General features: G+C 68.2%; 21 protein-coding genes. 6 read left to right on the top strand and 15 right to left on the bottom strand.

The window, feature by feature from the left end; translation table 11 throughout:
* Positions 1-4: 4 nt before the first annotated feature.
* The 4 genes from FOF45_RS08760 to FOF45_RS08745 all read right to left on the bottom strand — a co-directional run bounded on the left by FOF45_RS08760 (position 5) and on the right by FOF45_RS08745 (position 2,138).
* Positions 5-475, bottom strand: coding sequence for a F0F1 ATP synthase subunit B (locus FOF45_RS08760; RefSeq protein ID WP_158983996.1), 471 nt, complete (start codon positions 473-475; stop codon positions 5-7).
* Between the two features lie 91 nt (positions 476-566).
* On the bottom strand, positions 567-863 hold the full coding sequence (gene atpE / locus FOF45_RS08755) for a F0F1 ATP synthase subunit C (protein WP_158983994.1): 297 nt from the start codon (positions 861-863) through the stop codon (positions 567-569).
* Between the two features lie 65 nt (positions 864-928).
* Positions 929-1,759, bottom strand: a complete 831-nt coding sequence (gene atpB / locus FOF45_RS08750) for a F0F1 ATP synthase subunit A (RefSeq protein WP_158983992.1) — start codon at positions 1,757-1,759, stop codon at positions 929-931.
* 10 nt (positions 1,760-1,769) lie between these two features.
* On the bottom strand, positions 1,770-2,138 hold the full coding sequence (locus tag FOF45_RS08745) for a hypothetical protein (protein WP_425481907.1): 369 nt from the start codon (positions 2,136-2,138) through the stop codon (positions 1,770-1,772).
* A gap of 238 nt (positions 2,139-2,376) precedes the next feature.
* On the opposite strand from FOF45_RS08745, the gene FOF45_RS08740 reads away from it, so the two are divergent.
* Positions 2,377-2,601, top strand: a complete 225-nt coding sequence (locus FOF45_RS08740; RefSeq protein ID WP_158983990.1) for a DUF2061 domain-containing protein — start codon at positions 2,377-2,379, stop codon at positions 2,599-2,601.
* Positions 2,602-2,862: 261 nt separating this feature from the next.
* Here FOF45_RS08740 and lpdA read toward each other — a convergent pair whose 3' ends face one another.
* From lpdA to FOF45_RS08720, 4 genes are all read right to left on the bottom strand, one after another.
* Positions 2,863-4,677, bottom strand: a complete 1,815-nt coding sequence (lpdA, locus tag FOF45_RS08735) for a dihydrolipoyl dehydrogenase (protein WP_158983988.1) — start codon at positions 4,675-4,677, stop codon at positions 2,863-2,865.
* An 18-nt stretch (positions 4,678-4,695) separates the two neighbouring features.
* Positions 4,696-5,367: a hypothetical protein gene (locus tag FOF45_RS08730; protein WP_233264104.1), complete on the bottom strand. Its 672-nt coding sequence runs from the start codon at positions 5,365-5,367 to the stop codon at positions 4,696-4,698.
* The gene (locus tag FOF45_RS08725) at positions 5,364-6,800 is read right to left on the bottom strand and encodes a dihydrolipoyllysine-residue acetyltransferase (protein ID WP_158983986.1); all 1,437 of its coding nucleotides are present in this window, start codon (positions 6,798-6,800) and stop codon (positions 5,364-5,366) included. Before FOF45_RS08725 ends, FOF45_RS08730 begins: the two co-directional genes overlap by 4 nt.
* A gap of 90 nt (positions 6,801-6,890) precedes the next feature.
* Complete coding sequence (locus tag FOF45_RS08720; protein ID WP_158983984.1) at positions 6,891-7,724, bottom strand: DUF2884 family protein; 834 nt, start codon at positions 7,722-7,724, stop codon at positions 6,891-6,893.
* Between the two features lie 294 nt (positions 7,725-8,018).
* Between FOF45_RS08720 and FOF45_RS08715 the strand changes: the two genes are divergently transcribed.
* Both FOF45_RS08715 and FOF45_RS08710 read left to right on the top strand, forming a co-directional pair.
* Entirely contained in the window at positions 8,019-8,678 is a 660-nt protein-coding gene (locus tag FOF45_RS08715) for an OmpW/AlkL family protein (protein WP_158983982.1), read from the top strand.
* 161 nt (positions 8,679-8,839) lie between these two features.
* Positions 8,840-9,034, top strand: a complete 195-nt coding sequence (locus tag FOF45_RS08710) for a hypothetical protein (protein ID WP_158983980.1) — start codon at positions 8,840-8,842, stop codon at positions 9,032-9,034.
* Between the two features lie 48 nt (positions 9,035-9,082).
* Here the strand turns inward: FOF45_RS08710 and FOF45_RS08705 are convergent, their stop codons facing one another.
* Positions 9,083-9,970 (bottom strand): DMT family transporter, encoded by an 888-nt coding sequence (locus FOF45_RS08705; RefSeq protein ID WP_158983978.1) that lies wholly within the window; start codon positions 9,968-9,970, stop codon positions 9,083-9,085.
* 66 nt (positions 9,971-10,036) lie between these two features.
* Complete coding sequence (locus FOF45_RS08700; RefSeq protein ID WP_158983976.1) at positions 10,037-11,113, bottom strand: NAD(P)-dependent alcohol dehydrogenase; 1,077 nt, start codon at positions 11,111-11,113, stop codon at positions 10,037-10,039.
* Positions 11,114-11,264: 151 nt separating this feature from the next.
* On the opposite strand from FOF45_RS08700, the gene FOF45_RS08695 reads away from it, so the two are divergent.
* Both FOF45_RS08695 and FOF45_RS08690 read left to right on the top strand, forming a co-directional pair.
* Positions 11,265-11,747, top strand: a complete 483-nt coding sequence (locus tag FOF45_RS08695) for a YajQ family cyclic di-GMP-binding protein (protein ID WP_158983974.1) — start codon at positions 11,265-11,267, stop codon at positions 11,745-11,747.
* Positions 11,740-12,306: a DUF1415 domain-containing protein gene (locus tag FOF45_RS08690; protein ID WP_158983972.1), complete on the top strand. Its 567-nt coding sequence runs from the start codon at positions 11,740-11,742 to the stop codon at positions 12,304-12,306. Before FOF45_RS08695 ends, FOF45_RS08690 begins: the two co-directional genes overlap by 8 nt.
* Positions 12,307-12,465: 159 nt before the next feature.
* On the opposite strand, the gene FOF45_RS08685 is transcribed toward FOF45_RS08690, so the two are convergent.
* From FOF45_RS08685 to FOF45_RS08675, 3 genes are read right to left on the bottom strand one after another with little or no spacing between them, the layout of a single operon-like run.
* Entirely contained in the window at positions 12,466-13,143 is a 678-nt protein-coding gene (locus FOF45_RS08685; protein ID WP_158983970.1) for an HAD family hydrolase, read from the bottom strand.
* A complete protein-coding gene (locus FOF45_RS08680; RefSeq protein WP_158983968.1) occupies positions 13,140-13,847 on the bottom strand; it encodes a pseudouridine synthase in 708 nt (235 codons plus the stop codon). Before FOF45_RS08680 ends, FOF45_RS08685 begins: the two co-directional genes overlap by 4 nt.
* Positions 13,844-14,905 (bottom strand): class I SAM-dependent methyltransferase, encoded by a 1,062-nt coding sequence (locus FOF45_RS08675; protein WP_158983966.1) that lies wholly within the window; start codon positions 14,903-14,905, stop codon positions 13,844-13,846. Before FOF45_RS08675 ends, FOF45_RS08680 begins: the two co-directional genes overlap by 4 nt.
* A 137-nt stretch (positions 14,906-15,042) precedes the next feature.
* Between FOF45_RS08675 and FOF45_RS08670 the strand changes: the two genes are divergently transcribed.
* On the top strand, positions 15,043-15,306 hold the full coding sequence (locus FOF45_RS08670; RefSeq protein WP_158983964.1) for a hypothetical protein: 264 nt from the start codon (positions 15,043-15,045) through the stop codon (positions 15,304-15,306).
* A 9-nt stretch (positions 15,307-15,315) separates the two neighbouring features.
* On the opposite strand, the gene FOF45_RS08665 is transcribed toward FOF45_RS08670, so the two are convergent.
* Together FOF45_RS08665 and FOF45_RS08660 are read right to left on the bottom strand one after the other, a co-directional pair.
* Complete coding sequence (locus FOF45_RS08665) at positions 15,316-17,829, bottom strand: ABC transporter permease (protein ID WP_233264103.1); 2,514 nt, start codon at positions 17,827-17,829, stop codon at positions 15,316-15,318.
* Positions 17,826-18,527: an ABC transporter ATP-binding protein gene (locus FOF45_RS08660; protein WP_158983962.1), complete on the bottom strand. Its 702-nt coding sequence runs from the start codon at positions 18,525-18,527 to the stop codon at positions 17,826-17,828. The genes FOF45_RS08665 and FOF45_RS08660 overlap by 4 nt, the downstream gene beginning before the upstream one ends.
* Positions 18,528-18,577: the final 50 nt, after the last annotated feature.

Below are 18,577 nucleotides of genomic sequence, written 5' to 3'. Positions count from 1 at the left end.
CAGGTCAAAGCTGGGCTGCCAGCTCGTCGAGCAGCGCCTTGTGGGCGTTGGCGTCGATTTCGCGCTTGAGCAGCTTCTCGGCGCCGGTCACGGCCAGCGTGGACACGTGCTTGCGCAGGTCCTCGCGGGCACGGTTCGACGCTGCGGCGATCTCGGCCTCGGCCGCCGCCTTCTGGCGGTTGGCTTCGGCGACCGCGTCGTTCTTGGCCTGGTCGACGATCTGGTTGGCGCGATGATGCGCCTGCTCGATGATCTCGTTGGCCTTGGTACGCGCGGCACGCAGCTCGGCATCGACGCTCTGCTGGGCCTGTGCGAGGTTCTTCTGGCTCTGCTCAGCAGCGGCCAGACCCTCGGCAATCTTTTGTTGACGTTCTTCGATCGCCTTGTTCAGCGGCGGCCAAATGAACTTCATCGTGAACCAGATGAGCAACGCGAACGTGATCATCTGGCCGAAGAAGGTCATGTTGAGATTCATGACAGCTCCGATGGAACGCTTGTCGTCGGGCGGCTATGCGCCCGGGAGAGCCGTCCGCGACGCGGACGGCTCAACGGTGGCTACAGCTGGATTAGTGCGCGGCGCCGGCGACAGCGGCAGCAGCGTTCTTCACTTCGCCGAGCAGCGGGTTGCCGAAGGCGAACAGCAGGCCGACGGCCAGCGCGATGATGAACGCCGCGTCGATCAGGCCGGCCAGCAGGAACATGCGGCCCTGCAGCATCGGCACCAGCTCCGGCTGACGTGCAGCCGACTCAAGGAACTTCGAGCCCATCAGCGCGATGCCCAGGCACGCGCCGATCGCGCCGAGGCCGACCATCATGCCGATCGCGATAGCGGTCAGGCCCTGCACACTGGCGATGAATTCCATGGTTTTCTCCTACTGAAACGTTTTGGTTTGGACTAACGGGAAGGTGAAGCGGAAGGTGAAGCGGATCAGTGACTCTCGTACGCGCCGGCGATGTAGACGACGGTGAGGATCATGAAGATGAAGGCCTGCAACAGCACGATCAGGATGTGGAAGATCGCCCAGGCGGTGTTGAACAGCACGCCCGGCACGAACATCAGCAGGCTGCCGCCCAGCAGGCCGGCGATCAGCATGAACACCAGCTCGCCGCCGTACATGTTGCCGAACAGTCGCATCGCGAGGCTGACCGGCTTGACGAGGTATTCGATCAGGTTGAGGCCGAAGTTGGCCGGCACCAGCAGCGTCTTGACGACCGGATTGTGCGCGTGGAACGGCGCGGTCATCAGTTCCTTGCCGAAGCCGAAACCGCCCTTGGCCTTCACCGAGTGGTAGAGGATCAGGAAGAACACCACGACCGACAGGCCCAGGGTGGTGTTGAGGTCGGCGGTCGGAACCCAGCGGAAGTAGGTGCTGTGCGCGACTTCGGCGCCCGCCGCCAGCTTGACCGCCGTATACGGCGCGTCCAGCGGCAACAGGTCCATCGCGTTCATCAGCACGACCCACATGAAGATCGTCAGCGCCAGCGGCGTGATCGAACGACGATCGCCGTGGAAGCTGTCCTTCACCTGGCCGTCGATGAACTCCAGGATCATCTCGACGAAGGCCTGGCCCTTGCCCGGCACGCCCGACGAGGCCTTGCGCGCGAAGAACGCGAACCAGGCGATGAAGAAAAGGCCGAGCACCAGCGACACCGCCCAGGTGTCGATGTGAAACCCACCGCCGAACACTTCGATGGTGTTCTGGTGCAGGTGATGCTGGATGTATTCGTTCAGGCCGCCCGAACCGGTCTGTTCGCTCACGAAAGACACCTTATCGTTTCAAAAGATTGGCCAGTACGAATGCGAGCGTTGCCGCAAGCACTCCCACCAGCATCGGCAACGGCGGCAGCTTGAACGCGGCCAGGCCGAGCGTTAAAACTGCAAACACCACTACCCACTTCAACATCACCCCGGCCAGTAGCCGCCCCATCGCCATGCCGGCCGGTTGGATACCGCCGCCCAGGGCCATGAAGGCCGCCACCAGTCCGCCCGCGACGATCGCACCGCCGCCAACCGCCGCCGCCAGCGCCAAAGGCGCCCCGAAGGGGAGGAAGGCCAGCGCGACCAGCGCTGCCGCGCCGGCCTGCCAGGCAGTCGCGCGCGACGCCAGCCGGCGACCTGCGGACAAGGGATCGTGCACGCGGGACTCGTCGGTCTGGGGCAGGCGCAAAGCGCCCGGTAGAGCCGCAAAAGTATAAAGGTCGCCTTAAGTCCGGGCAACCGGCAGGGGTCACCGATCGGCGTGGGGCGACTGGCGGCGCTCTCCGCCCCACCACGGGCCACCAATAGCCGCAATCTATCGAATCGGCCATTTCATTCGATTGGACGGGCCGGAGCGCGTCTCCATAATGAGAACCGATCTCATCAAGGACCGCGTCATGGCCAAGACCTTCAGCTTCGCCGCCATCCATTTCAGCGTCGCCTTCACCGTCGGCTACCTGATGACCGGCAGCGTCTGGGTGGGCGGGGCCCTGGCCCTCGTCGAGCCGGCCTGCAATACGGTTGCCTTCCACTTCCACGAGAAGGTCTGGAAGCGCATCGAGGCCCGCCGCGCGAACGTCCCCCAGCAGGGCAGCGGCGACCCGACCGCGCTGGCCCTCTGAGTATTGCGGAACCTTTCCCGAGCACGCCGGTCCCACCTGACGATCGCCCGCCGAGTCTCTCTCCTCGTCAATGGCAAAGCTGCGGTGGGCCCTCCGAAGCCCCGGTGTTCCCGGGGCTTCGCCTTTTGTGGAATCGGGTGAGCGCAGTCGTCGCGACGCGCGCATGCATCGCGCGATGTCGCAGTCCTTCCGCGTCTAGCGCCCCAAACGAAAACAGGCGCGGAATCCGCGCCTGTTTCGTTCGACTCGCCGACGTTCCCGTTACTTCTTCTTCGGGATATACAGATCGGTGATGGTGCCTTCGTACACTTCCGCGGCCATCCCGATGCTTTCGCTCAGTGTCGGATGCGGATGGATCGTGGCGCCGATGTCGCCGGCTTCCGCGCCCATCTCGATCGCCAGCGCGAGCTCGCTGATCAGATCGCCCGCATGCACGCCGACGATGCCGCCGCCGACGATGCGATGCGTCTTCTCGTCGAAGATCAGCTTGGTGAAGCCTTCGCCGCGACCGATGCCGACGGCGCGCGCCGACGCGGCCCACGGGAACTTGCCCACGCCCACGTGCAGGCCCTTGGCCTTGGCTTCGGTCTCGGTGACGCCGACCCATGCGATTTCCGGATCGGTGTAAGCCACCGACGGCACCACGCGCGCGACCCACTCGCGCTTCTCGCCAGCCGCGACTTCCGCGGCGAGCTTGCCTTCGTGCGTGGCCTTGTGCGCGAGCATCGGCTGGCCGACGAGGTCACCGATGGCGAAGATGTGCGGCACGTTGGTGCGCATCTGCCGATCGACCGGAATGAAACCGCGATCGGTCACCTGCACGCCGGCCTTGTCGGCGTCGATCTTGTTGCCGTTGGGCGCACGACCGACCGCGACCAGCACGCGATCCCACGTGCCCGATTCGATCCCCGGCGTGCCACCGTCTTCGGCGGCTTCGAACGACACGGCGATGCCCTTCTTCGACGCCTCGACCTTCGCGGCCTTGGTCTTCAGGTGCACGGCCACGCCCTGCTTCTTCAGGCGATCGGCCAGCGGCTTGACCAGGTCCTTGTCGGCGCCCGGCATCAGCTGGTCCATGAATTCCACGACCGTGACTTCGCTGCCCAGTCCCTTGTACACCGTGGCCATTTCCAGACCGATGATGCCGCCGCCGACGACCAGCAGCTTTGCCGGGATGTCCTGCAGCTCCAGCGCGTCGGTCGAATCCATGATGCGCGGGTCGTCCCACGGGAAGTTCGGCAGCTTCACCGCCTGCGAACCGGCGGCGATGATGCACTGCTCGAAACGCAGCAGCTGCGTCTTGCCGTCGTCGCCGACGATCTCCAGCTCGTTGGGCGACACGAAGCGGCCGACGCCCTGCACGGTGCGCACCTTGCGCTGCTTGGCCATGCCGGACAGGCCCTTGGTGAACTGTCCGACCACCTTGTTCTGCTTGAAGTCGCGCAGCTTGTCGAGGTCGAGCTTCGGCTTGTCGAAGGCTATGCCGATGTCGGCCGAATGCGCGGCTTCCTCGATCAGCGCGGCCGCGTGCAGCAGCGCCTTCGACGGAATGCAGCCAACGTTGAGGCAGACGCCGCCAAGCGTGGCGTAACGTTCGACCAGCACGGTATCGAGGCCGAGGTCGGCGGCACGGAACGCAGCGGTGTAGCCGCCAGGACCGGAACCGAGCACGACGAGGCGGCATTCGATGTCGGCCTTGCGACCGGTGCCGAGCGCGGGCTTGGGTGCTTCGCTCGCGGGCGCGGCCGGCGACGGCGCGACCGGCGGCTTGGCTTCGGCGGGTGCTGCGGGCGCGGGCGCTTCGGCCTTGGCCGGCGCGGCGGGCGCAGCGGCTTCGCCGGCGCCTTCGAGGATCGCGATCACGGCGCCTTCGGCGACCTTGTCGCCGATCTTCACCTTGATCTCCTTCACCACGCCGTCGGCCGACGACGGCACTTCCATCGTCGCCTTGTCCGATTCGAGCGTGACCAGGCCCTGGTCCTTCTTCACCGTATCGCCGACCGAGACGAGCAGCTCGATCACCGGCACGCCGTCGTAATCGCCGATGTCCGGCACTTTGACTTCAATGGTCGCCATTGGGGGATCTCCTTCGCGTCAGCCGGTGGCGCCGGCGAGCGATTGTTCCAGTTGGTCCAGCGATTCCTCGAGCTTGCGCCAGCGCTTGAAGCGCTTCTCGTCGCTGTCGTCGGTGGCCTCGATCATCAGGCCCACTTGTTCCATCAGCCCGGTCGCCGGGCCGCAGCCGGGCTGCAGGCCGCTGATGCGCAGCGACTGGCCCGAGGCCGCATCGTTGACCACGAACAGCAGCACTTCGCCGTCGTGGAATTCGGCCGTGCGATCCGCCGGCACCTGGCTTTCGAGCGCACGCTGCCAGTCGGCGACGACGCGGCGCGCGAGCGAGGCCGGCATCGGCACTTCGACCACGCTGGGCTGCTGGGCCACGCGCAGTTCGCGACGTCCGCCGACCCACACGTCCACGCGTTCGTCGGCTTCGGTGTAGCGCAGCGTCCAGTCGCCCTCGCCTTCGCCGGCGATGAGCTGCAGGCCGCTTTCGGCGCTGCGCGCAGGCAGGCGGGTCAGGCTGAGGGCCGGGCGCACGCCTGAGAAGAGCAGGGTCTCGACCGCACTGCCGTAGTTCTCCGTCGCCGGCGGCCAGCCTCGACCGAGGTCGATCTTGCAAGCCGCGTCGTCGGCGCGCGCCGCGGGCGCCGCCACCAGCTGTGCCGCGAGCACTGCCGCGGCCAACCCCAGCGCGCGCCCCGTCACAGCAGCACGCGCCGCATGTCGGCCAGCAACTGCGCGAGATACGCGGTGAAACGCGCAGCCGCGGCGCCGTCGATGACGCGATGGTCGTAGCTCAGCGACAGCGGCAGGATCAGGCGCGGCGCGAACTGCTTGCCGTCCCACACCGGCCGGATCGCCGACTTCGACACGCCGAGGATCGCGACTTCCGGTGCGTTGACGATCGGGGTGAACTTGGTGCCGCCGATGCCGCCGAGCGAGCTGATCGAGAAGCAGCCGCCGCTCATGTCGGCCGGGCCGAGCTTGCCGTCGCGCGCCTTCTTGGCGAGCTCCGACGTTTCCTGCGCGATCTGCATCACGCCCTTCTTGTCGACATCGCGCACGACCGGCACGACCAGGCCGTTGGGCGTGTCGGCGGCGAAGCCGATGTGGAAGTACTTCTTCAGCACCAGGTTCTCGCCGGTGGCGTCGAGCGAGGCGTTGAAGGTCGGGTACTTCTGCATCGCAGAAACCGAAGCCTTCATCAGGAAGGCGAGCATGGTCAGCTTGACGCCGCTCTTCTCGTTTTCCTTGTTGAGCGCGACGCGCAGTTCTTCCAGCTCGGTGATGTCGGCATCGTCGTGCTGCGTGACGTGCGGGATCATCGCCCAGTTGCGCGCGAGGTTCGCACCGGACAGCTTCTGGATGCGCGAGAGCGGCTTGCTCTCGATCTCGCCGAACTTGGCGAAGTCGACCTTCGGCCACGGCAGCAGGTTGAGGCCGCCGCCACCGGCTACCGGCGCGGCACCCGCGGCGACAGGCGCACTGCCTTCCATCACCGACTTCACGAACTTCTGTACGTCTTCCTTGCCGATGCGTCCGCCGCGTTCGCTGCCGGACACCTGCGACAGGTCGACGCCGAGTTCGCGCGCAAACAGGCGCACCGCGGGACTGGCGTACGGCACCTTGTCGGGCATCAGTTCGCTGGAATCGAAGGTCACCGGCGGGCTGCGCGGCGGCATCGCTTCCGGATCGGTGCCCGGACGCGAGGCGTCGATGGACGCCTGGGCGATGCGGTCGGCTTCCTGCGGCACGACCACCGGCTCGACCTTCGCACCGGTTTCGGCGCTGCGGGTCTGCTGCGAGGGCGCGGCCGGTTCGGCGCGCGGCGGCTCGGCGGGCTTGGCCGGAGCGGCAGGCGCGGCGGCCTTCGGTGCTTCGGCAGCGGGCGAGGCGTCGGTCGGCTCGATCAGCGCGACCACGCTGCCTTCGGCCAGTTCGTCGCCGATCTTCACCTTGATCTCGCGGATCACGCCGGCGAACGGCGCGGGGACCTCCATCGTGGCCTTGTCCGATTCAAGCGTGACCAGTCCCTGGTCCTGCTTCACCGTGTCGCCGACCGCGACCAGCAGTTCGATCACCGGCACGCCGTCGTAGTCCCCGATGTCGGGAACGCGTGCTTCTTTGAGCTCAGCCATTGTGGGGGTCCCGCAGACGCGAAAACCCTATTGTGCGGTTTGCAGGCGACTGCGCCAACCGCATCCGACATACGTCACGGTATCGGCCAATCAGTGCGTGGCCGGGGCGTCCTTCGCCGCTTCGGCCGCCTCCGCGGCGGGGTTCCGGGCCGGTTCGGCATCGGGGCCGGGACGGGCCTCGAGCATCTCCAGTGCCTGCCCGCCTGGCATGCGATATTCCAGGGCGTCGTCGATCCGGTCCAGTTCGACCATGCGCCGGCACAGGCCCTGGGCACGCTGTTCGAGCGACTTGGCCCGCGCTTCCACGCGTGCATCGATCTGCGCGTCCAGGTCCTCCATGCGCTTGAGCCGGCTGGTGTCGCCGCTGAAGGCCGCGCCGATGGCACCGCTGACGATGTCGCCGATCAGGCTCGGGATGACCTCTGCCACGGCTTCGCCGATGCCCTGGCCCAGATCGCGACCGTTGAAACGCGTGGCGGTGACCGAGCGCGCCAGCCGCGCGTCGATCTGCGTGCGGGCCTTGGCGACCTTCGCCCGCACCTCCGCCGGATCGCTGGCAAACCCTTCCGCGACTTCGCCCAGCACGGTGAAGGCGATGTCCGCCGCGTCGCGCCCGATCGCCTGCGCCTCGGGCATCGCCGCGCGCGCGCCCTGCTCGAAGTCCACGATGCGCTGGCGGTCGGCCGCGCCGAGTTCGACCCAGCGATCGTCGACGAACAGCTTCCCCTGTCGCATCACGATCGCGCGCGGCACGCCGCTCGCGCGGGTGAGGATCACGCTGCGCTCGTCGATGCTCAGGTCGTAGTCGCTCTCCATGTCGCACGACGCGTCGATGTTCACTTCCGCGGCGTGCGCATGGCCACCGATTGCGAACGCAAGCCACACACCAGACGACAGCACGCTGGACACGAGCAGGCGATGCATGGGCGACCCCCGTCGGATGGAGTCCCTATCTTGCCTCGCCGCCGTGCGCGTTGTCTTCGCCATGCATCGACTCGCATCGACACGGAACTCGCTCACGCCGTCATCGCATGCGGAGCCAGCGCAGGTTCATCGCGCCTGTGCCACGCGCACGCCCACTACCACCGCGTTTTCGTGAAGTTCCTGAAGGGCGCCCCTCGGGGGCAAGGACGGTTCATGCAGCGCTGGCTACGGTAGGCCCGCCTTCGCGAAAGGCAGCCTCCCCCAAGGCGTCACCAATAACGAGGAGTCCACTCCATGATGCGTTTTCGTCATTTGACCCTGGCCGTCGTGGCCACCCTGGCCATTGCCCCCTCCGCGTTCGCCCAGGATGCGGGCACCGACGCGACGACTTCCGCCGGCAAGCGCTTCGCCGTCGTCGGCGGCTACGCGCTGTCCGAACCCACCCGCAATCCGGAAATCGCCGGCAGCCGCACCTATTTCGATGGCGACGGCGCGGCCACGCTCAGCGCCAGCTACTACGTGACCGACAACATCGCCATCGAAGCGTGGGGCGCGGCCGACAAGTTCGGCAATCGCGTGAAGACGCCCAACGGCAAGGTCGCCAGCGTCGACACCCAGCCCTACGCGCTCAGTGGCCAGTACCACTTCGGCACGCCCGCCAACACGGTGCGTCCGTTCGTCGGCCTGGGCTACTACGAAGCCAACACCGACGGCGAGAAGGCCGAACCGACCGGCGCGCTCGCCGGCCGCCGCATCGGCGTGGAGACCGCCAAGGGCGCGATGGCGACCGCGGGCGTCGACCTCAACATCACACCGACGTGGTTCGCACGCGCCGATGTGCGCTACATGCAGGACACCACGGGCCAGCCGAACGTCGCCGTCGATGGCGTGAACGCCGGCAAGGCCGAACTGAACCCGGTCACCGTGGGCGTGGGCGTCGGCGCACGCTTCTGATCCATCGCGGTGACGTGAACGGGCCCCGCGAGGGGCCCGTTCCATTTCTGATCCATTTCCTGCGGCGCGTCGCTGCAATCGCGGCGACCGCGTCGCAGCCGCGTTCACGCCGCGATAACCCTCCACAGTTAGGGTCGCGGTGTCCACACCAGGAGGTGCGCATGACCACCAAGCTCGACAAGCCGCTGCGCCGCGAGATCCAGATCGACGAGCGTCCCTACACCCTGACCATCGACTCCGACGGCCTCAAGCTTGTCGAGAAAGGCCGTCGCAACGGCCAGGAGCTGCGCTGGTCCGATCTGGTCAACGGCAACGCCGCGCTCAACGCAGCGCTGACCGCCAGCACGGAACGCTGATCGAGGCTGCACGGCGCATGCGTGGCCACTCTGGCCGCGCGTCGCGCATCACGGGTGTTCGGCCTCGACGTGCACGCGCTCGCGGCGGATCAGGTACAGACCGCTGACGACGATGATCGCGGCACCGATCCAGGTGATCGCATCGGGCAACACGCCCCAGAAGGCCAGGTCGAACATCACGCCCCACACCAGCGCGGTGTATTCCAGCGGCGCGATCAGCGAGGCTTCGCCGAGGCGGAACGCCTCGGTGATCGCGTACTGGCCCAGCGCACCGGCCACGCCGACGCCGGCGATGATCCACAGGTCTTCTCCGCGGATCGGCACCCACTGCGGCCACGCCAGCGCGCCCGCGCCGAGCGCGATCATCGCCATCAGCCACACCATCATCGACTGCGTGCTGTCGGTGCGCGCGAGCACGCGCACGGTGATCGCGCTGATCGCATACATCACCGCCGCGACCAGCACCGCCAGCGCGGCCAGGCTGACCAGCCCCTCGCCGGTCGGGCGCAACAGCACCAGCACGCCGATCAGACCGATCACGATCGCGGTCCAGCGTCGCGGACCGACGTGCTCGCCGAGGAACGGCACCGACAGCGCGGTGATCAACAGCGGTGCGACGAAGAAGACCGAGTACGTCGTCGACAGCGGCAGCTTCGACACCGCGTAGACGAACGTCGCCATCATCGCCACGCCGAGCACGCCGCGCAGCAGGTGCAGCGACCAGCGCACGCGCAGCAGCGGACGCACGCCGGCCGTGGCGATCGCCCACACCAGCACCAGCGGCAACGACGCCGCACCACGCAGCGAAGCCACCTGGAACGGCGGATAGTGCGCGGACAGCTGCTTGAGCCCGGCGTCCATCATCGCGAACAACGCGACGGCGGCGAGCATCGTCAGCATCGCGCGCGTCTGGCGGGCACTGCGGGTCGGGGACATGGCGGGAACCATCGAGGGGTTGCGCACTATAAGGGCCCGGCGTCCGTCATGCGGCCGTCGACGACCTCACGCAGGCCGTTCCAGCGTGGCGATGTCGATGACGAAGCGATAGCGCACGTCCGAACGCAGCATGCGCTCGTAGGCTTCGTTGATCTGGTCCATGCGGATCAGCTCGATGTCCGAGGCCACCCCGTGCGTGGCGCAGAAATCCAGCATCTCCTGCGTTTCGCGGATGCCGCCGATCATCGAGCCGGCGAGGCGGCGGCGCTTGCGGATCAGCGCGCCGGCCGACACCGCTTCGGGCTGTTCGGGAATGCCGAGGAGGATCATCGTCCCGTCGAGCTTGAGCAGGTTGAGGTAGAGGTTGTAGTCGTGCTCGGCGGACACGGTGTCGACCACGAAGTCGAAGCGGTTGGCCTGTTCCTTGAACACGGTGCCATCGCGCGTGGCGGCGAACGCCTGCGCACCGAGTGCGAGCGCGTCGTCGCGCTTGGATTCGGACGTGCTGAGCACCGTGACGTGCGCGCCCATCGCCGCCGCCAGCTTTACCGCCATGTGACCCAATCCGCCCAGTCCGACCACGGCCACGCGGTCGCCCGCCTTCACACCGAAATGCTTCAGCGGCGAGTACGTGGTGATGCCGGCGCACAGCAGCGGCGCGGCGCGGTCGAGCGGGATCGACTCGGGGATGCGCAGCACGTAATCCGCATCGACCGTGATGCAGGTGGAATAGCCGCCGTAGGTCGGTCGCGTCTTGTCGAAGCGATGGTCTTCGGGGTTGCGCTCGTAGCTGTTGTACGTGCCGCTCATGCCGAAGTCGCAGTACTGTTCGTCGCCCGCACGGCAGGACGGACACTGCCGGCACGAATCGACGAAACAACCCACGCCCACCGCCTCGCCGACCTTGAAGCGCTCGACCTGCGAACCGACCCGGGCGATGCGGCCGACGATCTCGTGGCCCGGCACCATCGGGAAGATCGAGCCGCCCCAGCCGTCGCGGGCCTGGTGGATGTCGGAGTGGCACACGCCGCAATAGAGGATGTCGATCAGCACCTCGCGCGGGCCGGGTTCGCGCCGCTCGATGTTGAACGGGGCCAGCGGCGAGGTCGCGTTGGGCGCGGCGTAGGCGGGCGTCTTGATCATGGCGGCTTCCGGCGGAGGACGAAGTCCCGAAGTCTAGTCGTCGCGACGTACCCGCGCTGTGCGGGACGCGGCGGACACTGCGTTCCGCGGCTGCGCCAACACGCCCGCTGCGCTACCCTTTGCGCCCCGAAATCCTGTCCCGGAGCCGGCCATGCCCTCCTTCGACATCGTCTCCGAAGTCGATAGCCACGAACTCACCAACGCCGTCGACCAGGCCAACCGCGAGCTCTCCACCCGCTTCGACTTCAAGGGCGTGGATGCCAAGTTCGCGCTCGAGGACGAGGTGATCAGCCAGTCCGCGCCGAGCGAGTTCCAGCTCAAGCAGATGAACGACATCCTGCGCGCACGCCTGATAGCGCGCGGCATCGATGCGCGTTGCCTGGAATTCGGCGACATCGAGACCAACCTCGCCGGCGCGCGCCAGAAGATCACGGTCAAGCAGGGCATCGAGCGCGAACTGGCCAAGAAGATCCAGGCCGCGATGAAGGACGCCAAGCTCAAGGTCGACAGCCAGATCAACGGCGACAAGCTGCGCGTGACCGGCAAGAAGCGCGACGACCTGCAGGCGGCGATCGCGCTGCTCCGGGCCACCGAGTACGAGCGGCCGCTGCAGTTCGAGAACTTCCGTGACTGAAGCCGGTACCGGCGACGACGCGCGCGGCGAGGATCCCATCGCCGCGACGCGTCGCTGGCTGGAGCGCGCGGTGATCGGGCTCAACCTGTGCCCGTTCGCCAAGTCGGTGTACGTGAAGCAGCAGGTGCGCTTCGTGCTCAGCGAGGCGACGACAACGGAACAGTTGCTGGAGGAGCTCGGCGCGGAGCTGTCGCGCCTGGCCGCGACCGATCCGGAAGTGATCGACACCACGCTCCTGGTGCACCCGAAGGTGCTGACGGATTTCCTCGACTACAACGACTTCCTGGACCGCGCCGATGCCGCGGTCGCGGACCTGGGCCTGGAAGGCGAGATCCAGGTCGCCAGCTTCCATCCCGACTACCGCTTCGCCGGCACCGCCGACGACGATGTCGGCAACAACACCAACCGCTCGCCGTACCCGACCCTGCACCTGCTGCGCGAAGCCAGCATCGATCGCGCGGTCGCGGCGTTCCCGGATCCGGATGTGATCGTGCAGCGCAACCTCGAAACGCTGGAGGAGCTCGGCGCGGAAGGTTGGGCGAAGTTGATGGCGCGCTAGGCGCGCTCCCCGGGCGCTGCGAGCGCCCCCTCTTCCGCCCTTCGGGCACCTTCTCCCTCGAGGGGAGAAGGGAATTACAGCAACAGCGAGCAGGTCGCGCGCACCCCCTCTCCCCTTGCGGGAGAGGGACAGGCCGCGAAGCGGCCAGGGAGAGGGGCGCTACCGCAACGCAGGCTCGATCAGCGCCCTCGCCTGCACCAGCGATTCCACGATGCGATGCCCCAGCGCGCGCACGCCTTCGTCGGGCGCGACCAGGTCCGGAACCTGGATCGGCGTCATCCCCGCGGCGAGCGCGGCGCGCACGCCGGCAGCGGAATCCTCCAGCACGATGCAGTGCTCCGGCGCCACACCAAGCTGCTCGGCCGCGAGCAGGTAGATGTCCGGCGCCGGCTTGGAATGGGCGACATCGCTGCCAGTAACGACCGCATCGAAGTGCGGCAACAGCCCGCACAACTCCAGTTTCTGCAGCGCGCGCGGACGACGCGTCGATGTGCCGACCGCGCGCGGGATGCCGCGCTGCTTGAGCAGCGCGAGCAGTTCGAGTACGCCCGTCTTCAACGGCAGGCCCGCTTCCACGCGCGCGTCGTAGCGCACCTGCAGCCCGCTCAGCAACGCCTGCAATTGGTCCTCGGCGAAGCGCTCTCGCAGCATCTCGTGGCAGACCCGGTCCGACAGGCCGACGAACGACAGCCACAGCGCATCGTCCACGTCGAGGCCCAGCTCCCGCGACGCCTCGCGCCAGCACTCCAGCAGCGCGCGCTCGCTTTCGATCATCAGGCCGTCCATGTCGAACAGCACCGCGGCCGGCGCGAACGCCACCGGTTCCAGCAGGCTCATGCGCCACCTCCGAACAAACGATCCAGGTCGCCCGCGTCGAGCAGCCGCCACGCGCCTGCCGGCAGGTCGCCGAGCGAGAGGCCGCCGATGCGGCTGCGGTGCAACGCGTCGACGTGGTTGCCCGTCGCCGCGAACATGCGGCGCACCTGGTGGTAGCGGCCTTCGGTGAGTATCAGCGCCGCATGGCGCGCATCGTGGACCTCGAGTTCCGCCGGCGCGAGCGGCGTTGTTTCCGATTCCAGCATCAGCGTGCCGCTGGCGAAGAGTGCGCCCTCGTCGCCGCGCAGGTCCTGCGCGAGCGTGGCCTCGTACACCTTCGACAGTTTCGCCTTGGGCGAGACGATGCGATGCAGCAGCGCACCATCGTCGGTCATCAGCAGCAGGCCGCTGGTGTCGCGATCGAGCCGGCCGACACTCGACAGCAGCGGCGAGCGCAGGCGGAAGCGCGACGGCAGCAGGTCGTAGATCAGGCGTCCGTGATCCTTCGTCGAGCACGTGTAGCCCAGCGGCTTGTGCAGCATCAGCGTCATGCCGGCCGGCGGATCGAGCGGCTCGCCGTCGATGCGAACGACTTCGTGCGTCACCGCATCGTCGGCGTACAGCACCTCGCCCTGCGGGTCGGTGATGCGACCTTCGCGGAACATCATCGTCACTTCCTTGCGGCTGCCGTAGCCGAGGTTGGCGATGGTCTTGACCAGCTTCATCGGGGGTTTCCTTCAGAGCCGCGCACGGCTTCGATCACTTTGAATCCATCCTGCTGCGCCACGATCCGCGCTCGCCCGAAGCGCGCGTCGAGCTCTGCTTCGTACGGCAGGTGGCGGTTGGCCACCAGCCACAAGCGGCCGCCCGGCGTGAGCGCCTGCGCCGCGGCTGCGATGAAACGACGGCCGATGTCGGGGCGGTCCGCGCGCGTCTGCGCATGGAAGGGCGGATTGCAGACGATGACGTCGTAGCGCGCGTCGATGCCGCCGGTGACGTCGCGCCAGTGGAAATCGAGCGCCACGCGTCCCGCGAACGGCGCGAGGTTGCGTCGCGCCAGCTCCAGCGCGCGCAGCTCGGCTTCGTAGAGGTCGAGCGAGGCGATGCGCGGACAACGTTCGAGCAGCTCCACCGAGAGGTAGCCATACCCCGCGCCGAGATCCGCCGCGCGTCCCACGAGATCGCCGGGCAGGTGCGAGGCGAGCAGTCGCGACGCGGCATCGATGCGGTCCCACGCGAACACGCCGGGACGGCTGACGAAGCGACCGTCGGCGATCGCGCGCGTGGCGTCGGCATCGGCCCATTCGCCCGCGAGCGTCACGTCGGCAGGACCGTCCAGCGGCGCGGTCCAGAACACGCGGCACTTGTTCTTCGACAGGCTCGACACCGGACCGGCCAGTCGCGCGAGGTCGGATTCGCCGGACTTCGCGCCTTCGTCGTTGGGCAGGCAAGCGACCACGCGTCCGCCGGACGCGCAACGCGCGATGGCGCGCGCGAACAGCGCCCGCGACTCGTCGCGCTGGCGCGGCGGCAACACCAGCACCAGCGGATGGCGCGTGTCCTCCTGCGCCGTCGCGAGTGCGAAGCCGGAACGCTCCAGCGCATCGGCAGCCGGACGGAAGCTCTGCTCGCAGACCAGTCCCGGCCATGCGCGCTGGTGCAGCGGCCAGCCGTCGCGCGCGCGCAGGAACAACGCACCGCCCTGCGACGGCCACGAAATCGGACCGTCGATGAACGGCAGGAACAGGGTTTCCAGTGCGACGTCGCCGTCGTCGGCGCGCATGCCGGTATCCACGGGGTGATGGACGTCAGATTCTACGCGGCCCGCACCGGGCGTACGCACCCCTGAACGCGCGGTTTCATGCCGATTCAACACGCCACCGTCCAACATGGCCTCGTATCCGAAGAAGGAGAAACACGATGCGCGCCCTCTTCGTCGGCGGCCTGGTCGACAACAGCGAACTGGATCTCGATGGCGGCGATCCGCCGCTGCACTACCCGGAGAACACTGGCGGCGGCCGCTCGCGTTACCGCCTGCACCAGATCGGCATGCGCGACGGCGAGATCGCCTACGCGGTGTACGGGGCTCCGGACCTGGCCGACGACGAGATCGAACGCGTCGCGCGCGAGCGCGACTATCCGCGCCGTTTCAGCGCGGATCCCAAGTCGGTGTTCGCGAGCTGACGGGACGCGTCAGCCCTGCAGCTCGCGCAGGGTCACCGACGGCGGCGCGTCGAGCACGCGCCGCGTGGCGAACATGCCGGCCAGCAAAGCCGCGATCACGCCGACTGCGGCGCCGAATGCCGCCAGTCGCCAGTCGGCTTCCCACGGCAGGTCGAACACTCGCGTGGCGATCACGCCGGCGAGCACCGACGCTGCGATCGCAGCGGTCAGGCCGGACAACAGGCCGATCGCCGCGAACTCCGACGCCTGCGCCAGACGCAACTGGCGACGACTGCCGCCGATCGCGCGCATCACGCCGCCTTCGAGCAGGCGTTCGTCCTGGCTCGCGCTCACCGCCGCCATCAACACCAGCAGACCCGCGACGAGCGAGAAGTAGAAGACCACCTCGACCACCGTCGACACCTGGTCGGCGGTGCTGCGCACCTGCTTGAGCACGGCCTCGATGTCGACCACCGACAGGTTCGGGAAGCGCTCGACGAGGTCCGCGGTGAAACGCGGGCGCTGCGCGGGCACGCTGACCGCCGTGATGTGGCTGGCGGGGAATCCATCGAGCGAACCCGGCGAGGCGATCACGAAGAAGTTCGGCCGGAAGCTTTCCCAGTCCACACTGCGCAGGCTGGTGATCGTCGCGCTGAACGGCTGACCGGCGATGTCGAAGGACACGCGGTCGCCGATCTTCCAGCCAAGACGTTCCGCGAAGTCCTCTTCCACCGAGACCTCCGGCTTCGCCGGCGTGCGCTGGTTCCAGAACGTGCCGGCCGTGACGCGATTGTCGTCGCGCAGGTGGTCGGTAACCGACAGGTTGAACTCGCGCTCGGCCAGCCGCTGCGCGCGCTCGCCCTGCTCGGCGTAGTTGCTGCCGGTGACGGGCTTGTCGTTGTACGCGACCAGACGACCGCGGATCATCGGGTAGAGCGTCGGCGCGGCCACGCCCTGTTCGGCGATGAACGCGCGCACGGCGTCGACCTGGTCGTCCTGCACGTTGACGATGAAGCGGTTCGGCGCGTCGGCCGACAACGCCAGTTGCCAGCGGTCGAGCAGATCGGTGCGCACGAAGGTCAGCAGCAGCAGCGCCATCAGGCCCAGGCCCAGCGCCGATACCTGGGCGATGCTCGCGCCGGCGCGACGCGCCACGTTGGCCAGGCCGTAGCGCAGGCTGCCGCGCAGGCGCGAACGCACGCGCCGCACCACCACGATCAGCAGCCATGCCAGCAACGCGAGCACCGCGAGCGTGGCGACGATGCCGATCAGCATCGACAGGCCGAGCACCGCCGATCCCGCCTTCCACCACAGCAACGCGGCCAGTCCGCCGAGGCCCGCGATGGCGACGAGCCACGCGCTCGGCTCGGTCGGATCGAGATCGCGACGCAGCACGCGCAGCGCCGGCACGCGACGCAGCGCGAGTACCGGCGGCGCGCCGAACGCCATCAGCACGACCAGTCCCACGCCGTAGCCCTGCAACGCGGGCAGCCAGCTTGCGGGCGGAATCGACAGCTTGAGCGCCTGCGCCAGCCAGCCGCCGATCGCCCACTGCAACCCGAACGCGAGCAGCACGCCGATCGTGCTGGCGATCAGTCCAAGCATGAGCAGTTCGCCGACCTGGATGCCGACCAGCGTGCGTTGGCTCGCGCCGAGGCACCGCATCACCGCTGTGCCGGAGAGATGCCGCGCACTGTGGCGGCGCGCGGCCATCGCGACGGCGACCGCTGCCAGCACCACCGACACGAGTGCGGCGAGTCCGAGGAAGCGGCCGGCGCGGTCGAGCGCGGAGCGGATCTCCGGTCGCGCATCGGAAATGGTTTCAAGCCGCTGGCCACGTCCGAGCGCAGGACGCGCGGCCGCGACGAAGCCCTCCACCGCCGCAGCCGGACCGGCGACGACGAGGCGATAGCGGATGCGGCTGCCTTCCTGCACCAGCCCCGTCGAGGGTACGTCGGCGAGATTGAGGAACACCTTCGGCGCGACGTTGAAGTAGTCGAGCGCGGCGTCGGGTTCCTGCACGACCAGTGCGGCGAGGCGGAAGCGCGCGTCGCCGAGCGCGATCTCGTCGCCCAGACGCGCACCGAGCGTGTCGGCGCCGGCGCGACTCATCCAGATCGTGCCGGGCGCGGGCACGCTACCAGCATCGTGTTCGGTGCCACGCGTATCGGCGATACGGAAACTGCCGCGCAGCGGGAAACCCTCGCCGAGCGCGCGCAGATCGCCGAGCTGCAACCGCTCGCCGACGCGGATCATGGTCTGCAGCTCGATGGTTTCGGTGCGCTGCAGTTCCGACGCGTTCGCGGCCTCGCGCAGCGCACCGGTGATGGGCGTATCCGCGCGCACGACGGCGTCGCCGCCGAGCAGGCGATTGGCTTCGATCGCAAGCGCGCGTTCGGCGCGATCGGTGACGAAGCCGACCGCGGTCACTGCGAGCACCGCGAGCACCAGCGCCGCGATCAGGATGCGCACGTCGCCCGCGACGAGGTCACGCCGCAGCTGGCGCCAGGCCAGCGCGATCCAGCCGTTGCGCAGCGCGTTCACGACGCCACCAGTCGGCCGCTGTCGAGACGCAACAGGCGGCCGCAGCGCGATGCGAGGTGCTCGTCGTGCGTGACCAGCACCAGCGTGGTGCCGGCGTGCGCGTTGAGTTCGAACAGCAGCTCGATGATGGCCTGGCCAGTGTGGGTGTCGAGATTGCCGGTGGGCTCGTCGGCGAACAGCAGCGACGGCCGCGTGACGAACGCGCGCGCGAGTGCGACGCGCTGCTGCTCGCCGCCGGACAGCTGGCGCGGATAGTGGCCCAGTCGCTGGCCGAGGCCGACCTTCTCCAGGATCGCGCGCGCCGGACCGTCGACCTCGCGATCGCCGCGCAACTCCAGCGGCAGCATCACGTTCTCCAGCGCGGTCAGCGAGGGCAGAAGCTGGAAGTTCTGGAACACGAAGCCGACCTTCTCGCCGCGCACGCGCGCGCGTCCGTCTTCATCCAGCGTCGACAGGACTTCGCCGTCCAATGCGACACGACCGCTGCTGGGCGTGTCCAGGCCGGCGAGCAGCGAGAGCAGCGTGCTCTTGCCCGAACCCGAGGCGCCCACGATCGCCACACTGTCGCCGTGGGCGATGTCGAACGCGACGCCGTCGAGGATGGTCAGCTCGCCCGACGGCAACGTCACGCGCTTGCCCAGGTCGGTTACATGAAGCGCGGTCGAAGCGCGGGTACGCGGCGCGATGGAATCGGCCATGATCGTCCTTATGCTGGTGGGGCCCGTGCGGGGTTCTTCGATCATCGGGA

This window comes from Lysobacter panacisoli, from assembly GCF_009765165.1.
Taxonomy (GTDB): domain Bacteria; phylum Pseudomonadota; class Gammaproteobacteria; order Xanthomonadales; family Xanthomonadaceae; genus Lysobacter_J; species Lysobacter_J panacisoli.
This window is presented reverse-complemented; position numbering and strand designations above follow the sequence as displayed.

Coding starts and splice junctions, on each gene's coding strand:
- FOF45_RS08760 (WP_158983996.1), bottom strand. CDS start 475: ATGAATCTCAACATGACCTTCTTCGGCCAGATGATCACGTTCGCGTTG.
- atpE (WP_158983994.1), bottom strand. CDS start 863: ATGGAATTCATCGCCAGTGTGCAGGGCCTGACCGCTATCGCGATCGGC.
- FOF45_RS08740 (WP_158983990.1), top strand. CDS start 2,377: ATGGCCAAGACCTTCAGCTTCGCCGCCATCCATTTCAGCGTCGCCTTC.
- lpdA (WP_158983988.1), bottom strand. CDS start 4,677: ATGGCGACCATTGAAGTCAAAGTGCCGGACATCGGCGATTACGACGGC.
- FOF45_RS08725 (WP_158983986.1), bottom strand. CDS start 6,800: ATGGCTGAGCTCAAAGAAGCACGCGTTCCCGACATCGGGGACTACGAC.
- FOF45_RS08720 (WP_158983984.1), bottom strand. CDS start 7,724: ATGCATCGCCTGCTCGTGTCCAGCGTGCTGTCGTCTGGTGTGTGGCTT.
- FOF45_RS08715 (WP_158983982.1), top strand. CDS start 8,019: ATGATGCGTTTTCGTCATTTGACCCTGGCCGTCGTGGCCACCCTGGCC.
- FOF45_RS08710 (WP_158983980.1), top strand. CDS start 8,840: ATGACCACCAAGCTCGACAAGCCGCTGCGCCGCGAGATCCAGATCGAC.
- FOF45_RS08705 (WP_158983978.1), bottom strand. CDS start 9,970: ATGTCCCCGACCCGCAGTGCCCGCCAGACGCGCGCGATGCTGACGATG.
- FOF45_RS08700 (WP_158983976.1), bottom strand. CDS start 11,113: ATGATCAAGACGCCCGCCTACGCCGCGCCCAACGCGACCTCGCCGCTG.
- FOF45_RS08695 (WP_158983974.1), top strand. CDS start 11,265: ATGCCCTCCTTCGACATCGTCTCCGAAGTCGATAGCCACGAACTCACC.
- FOF45_RS08685 (WP_158983970.1), bottom strand. CDS start 13,143: ATGAGCCTGCTGGAACCGGTGGCGTTCGCGCCGGCCGCGGTGCTGTTC.
- FOF45_RS08680 (WP_158983968.1), bottom strand. CDS start 13,847: ATGAAGCTGGTCAAGACCATCGCCAACCTCGGCTACGGCAGCCGCAAG.
- FOF45_RS08675 (WP_158983966.1), bottom strand. CDS start 14,905: ATGCGCGCCGACGACGGCGACGTCGCACTGGAAACCCTGTTCCTGCCG.
- FOF45_RS08670 (WP_158983964.1), top strand. CDS start 15,043: ATGCGCGCCCTCTTCGTCGGCGGCCTGGTCGACAACAGCGAACTGGAT.
- FOF45_RS08660 (WP_158983962.1), bottom strand. CDS start 18,527: ATGGCCGATTCCATCGCGCCGCGTACCCGCGCTTCGACCGCGCTTCAT.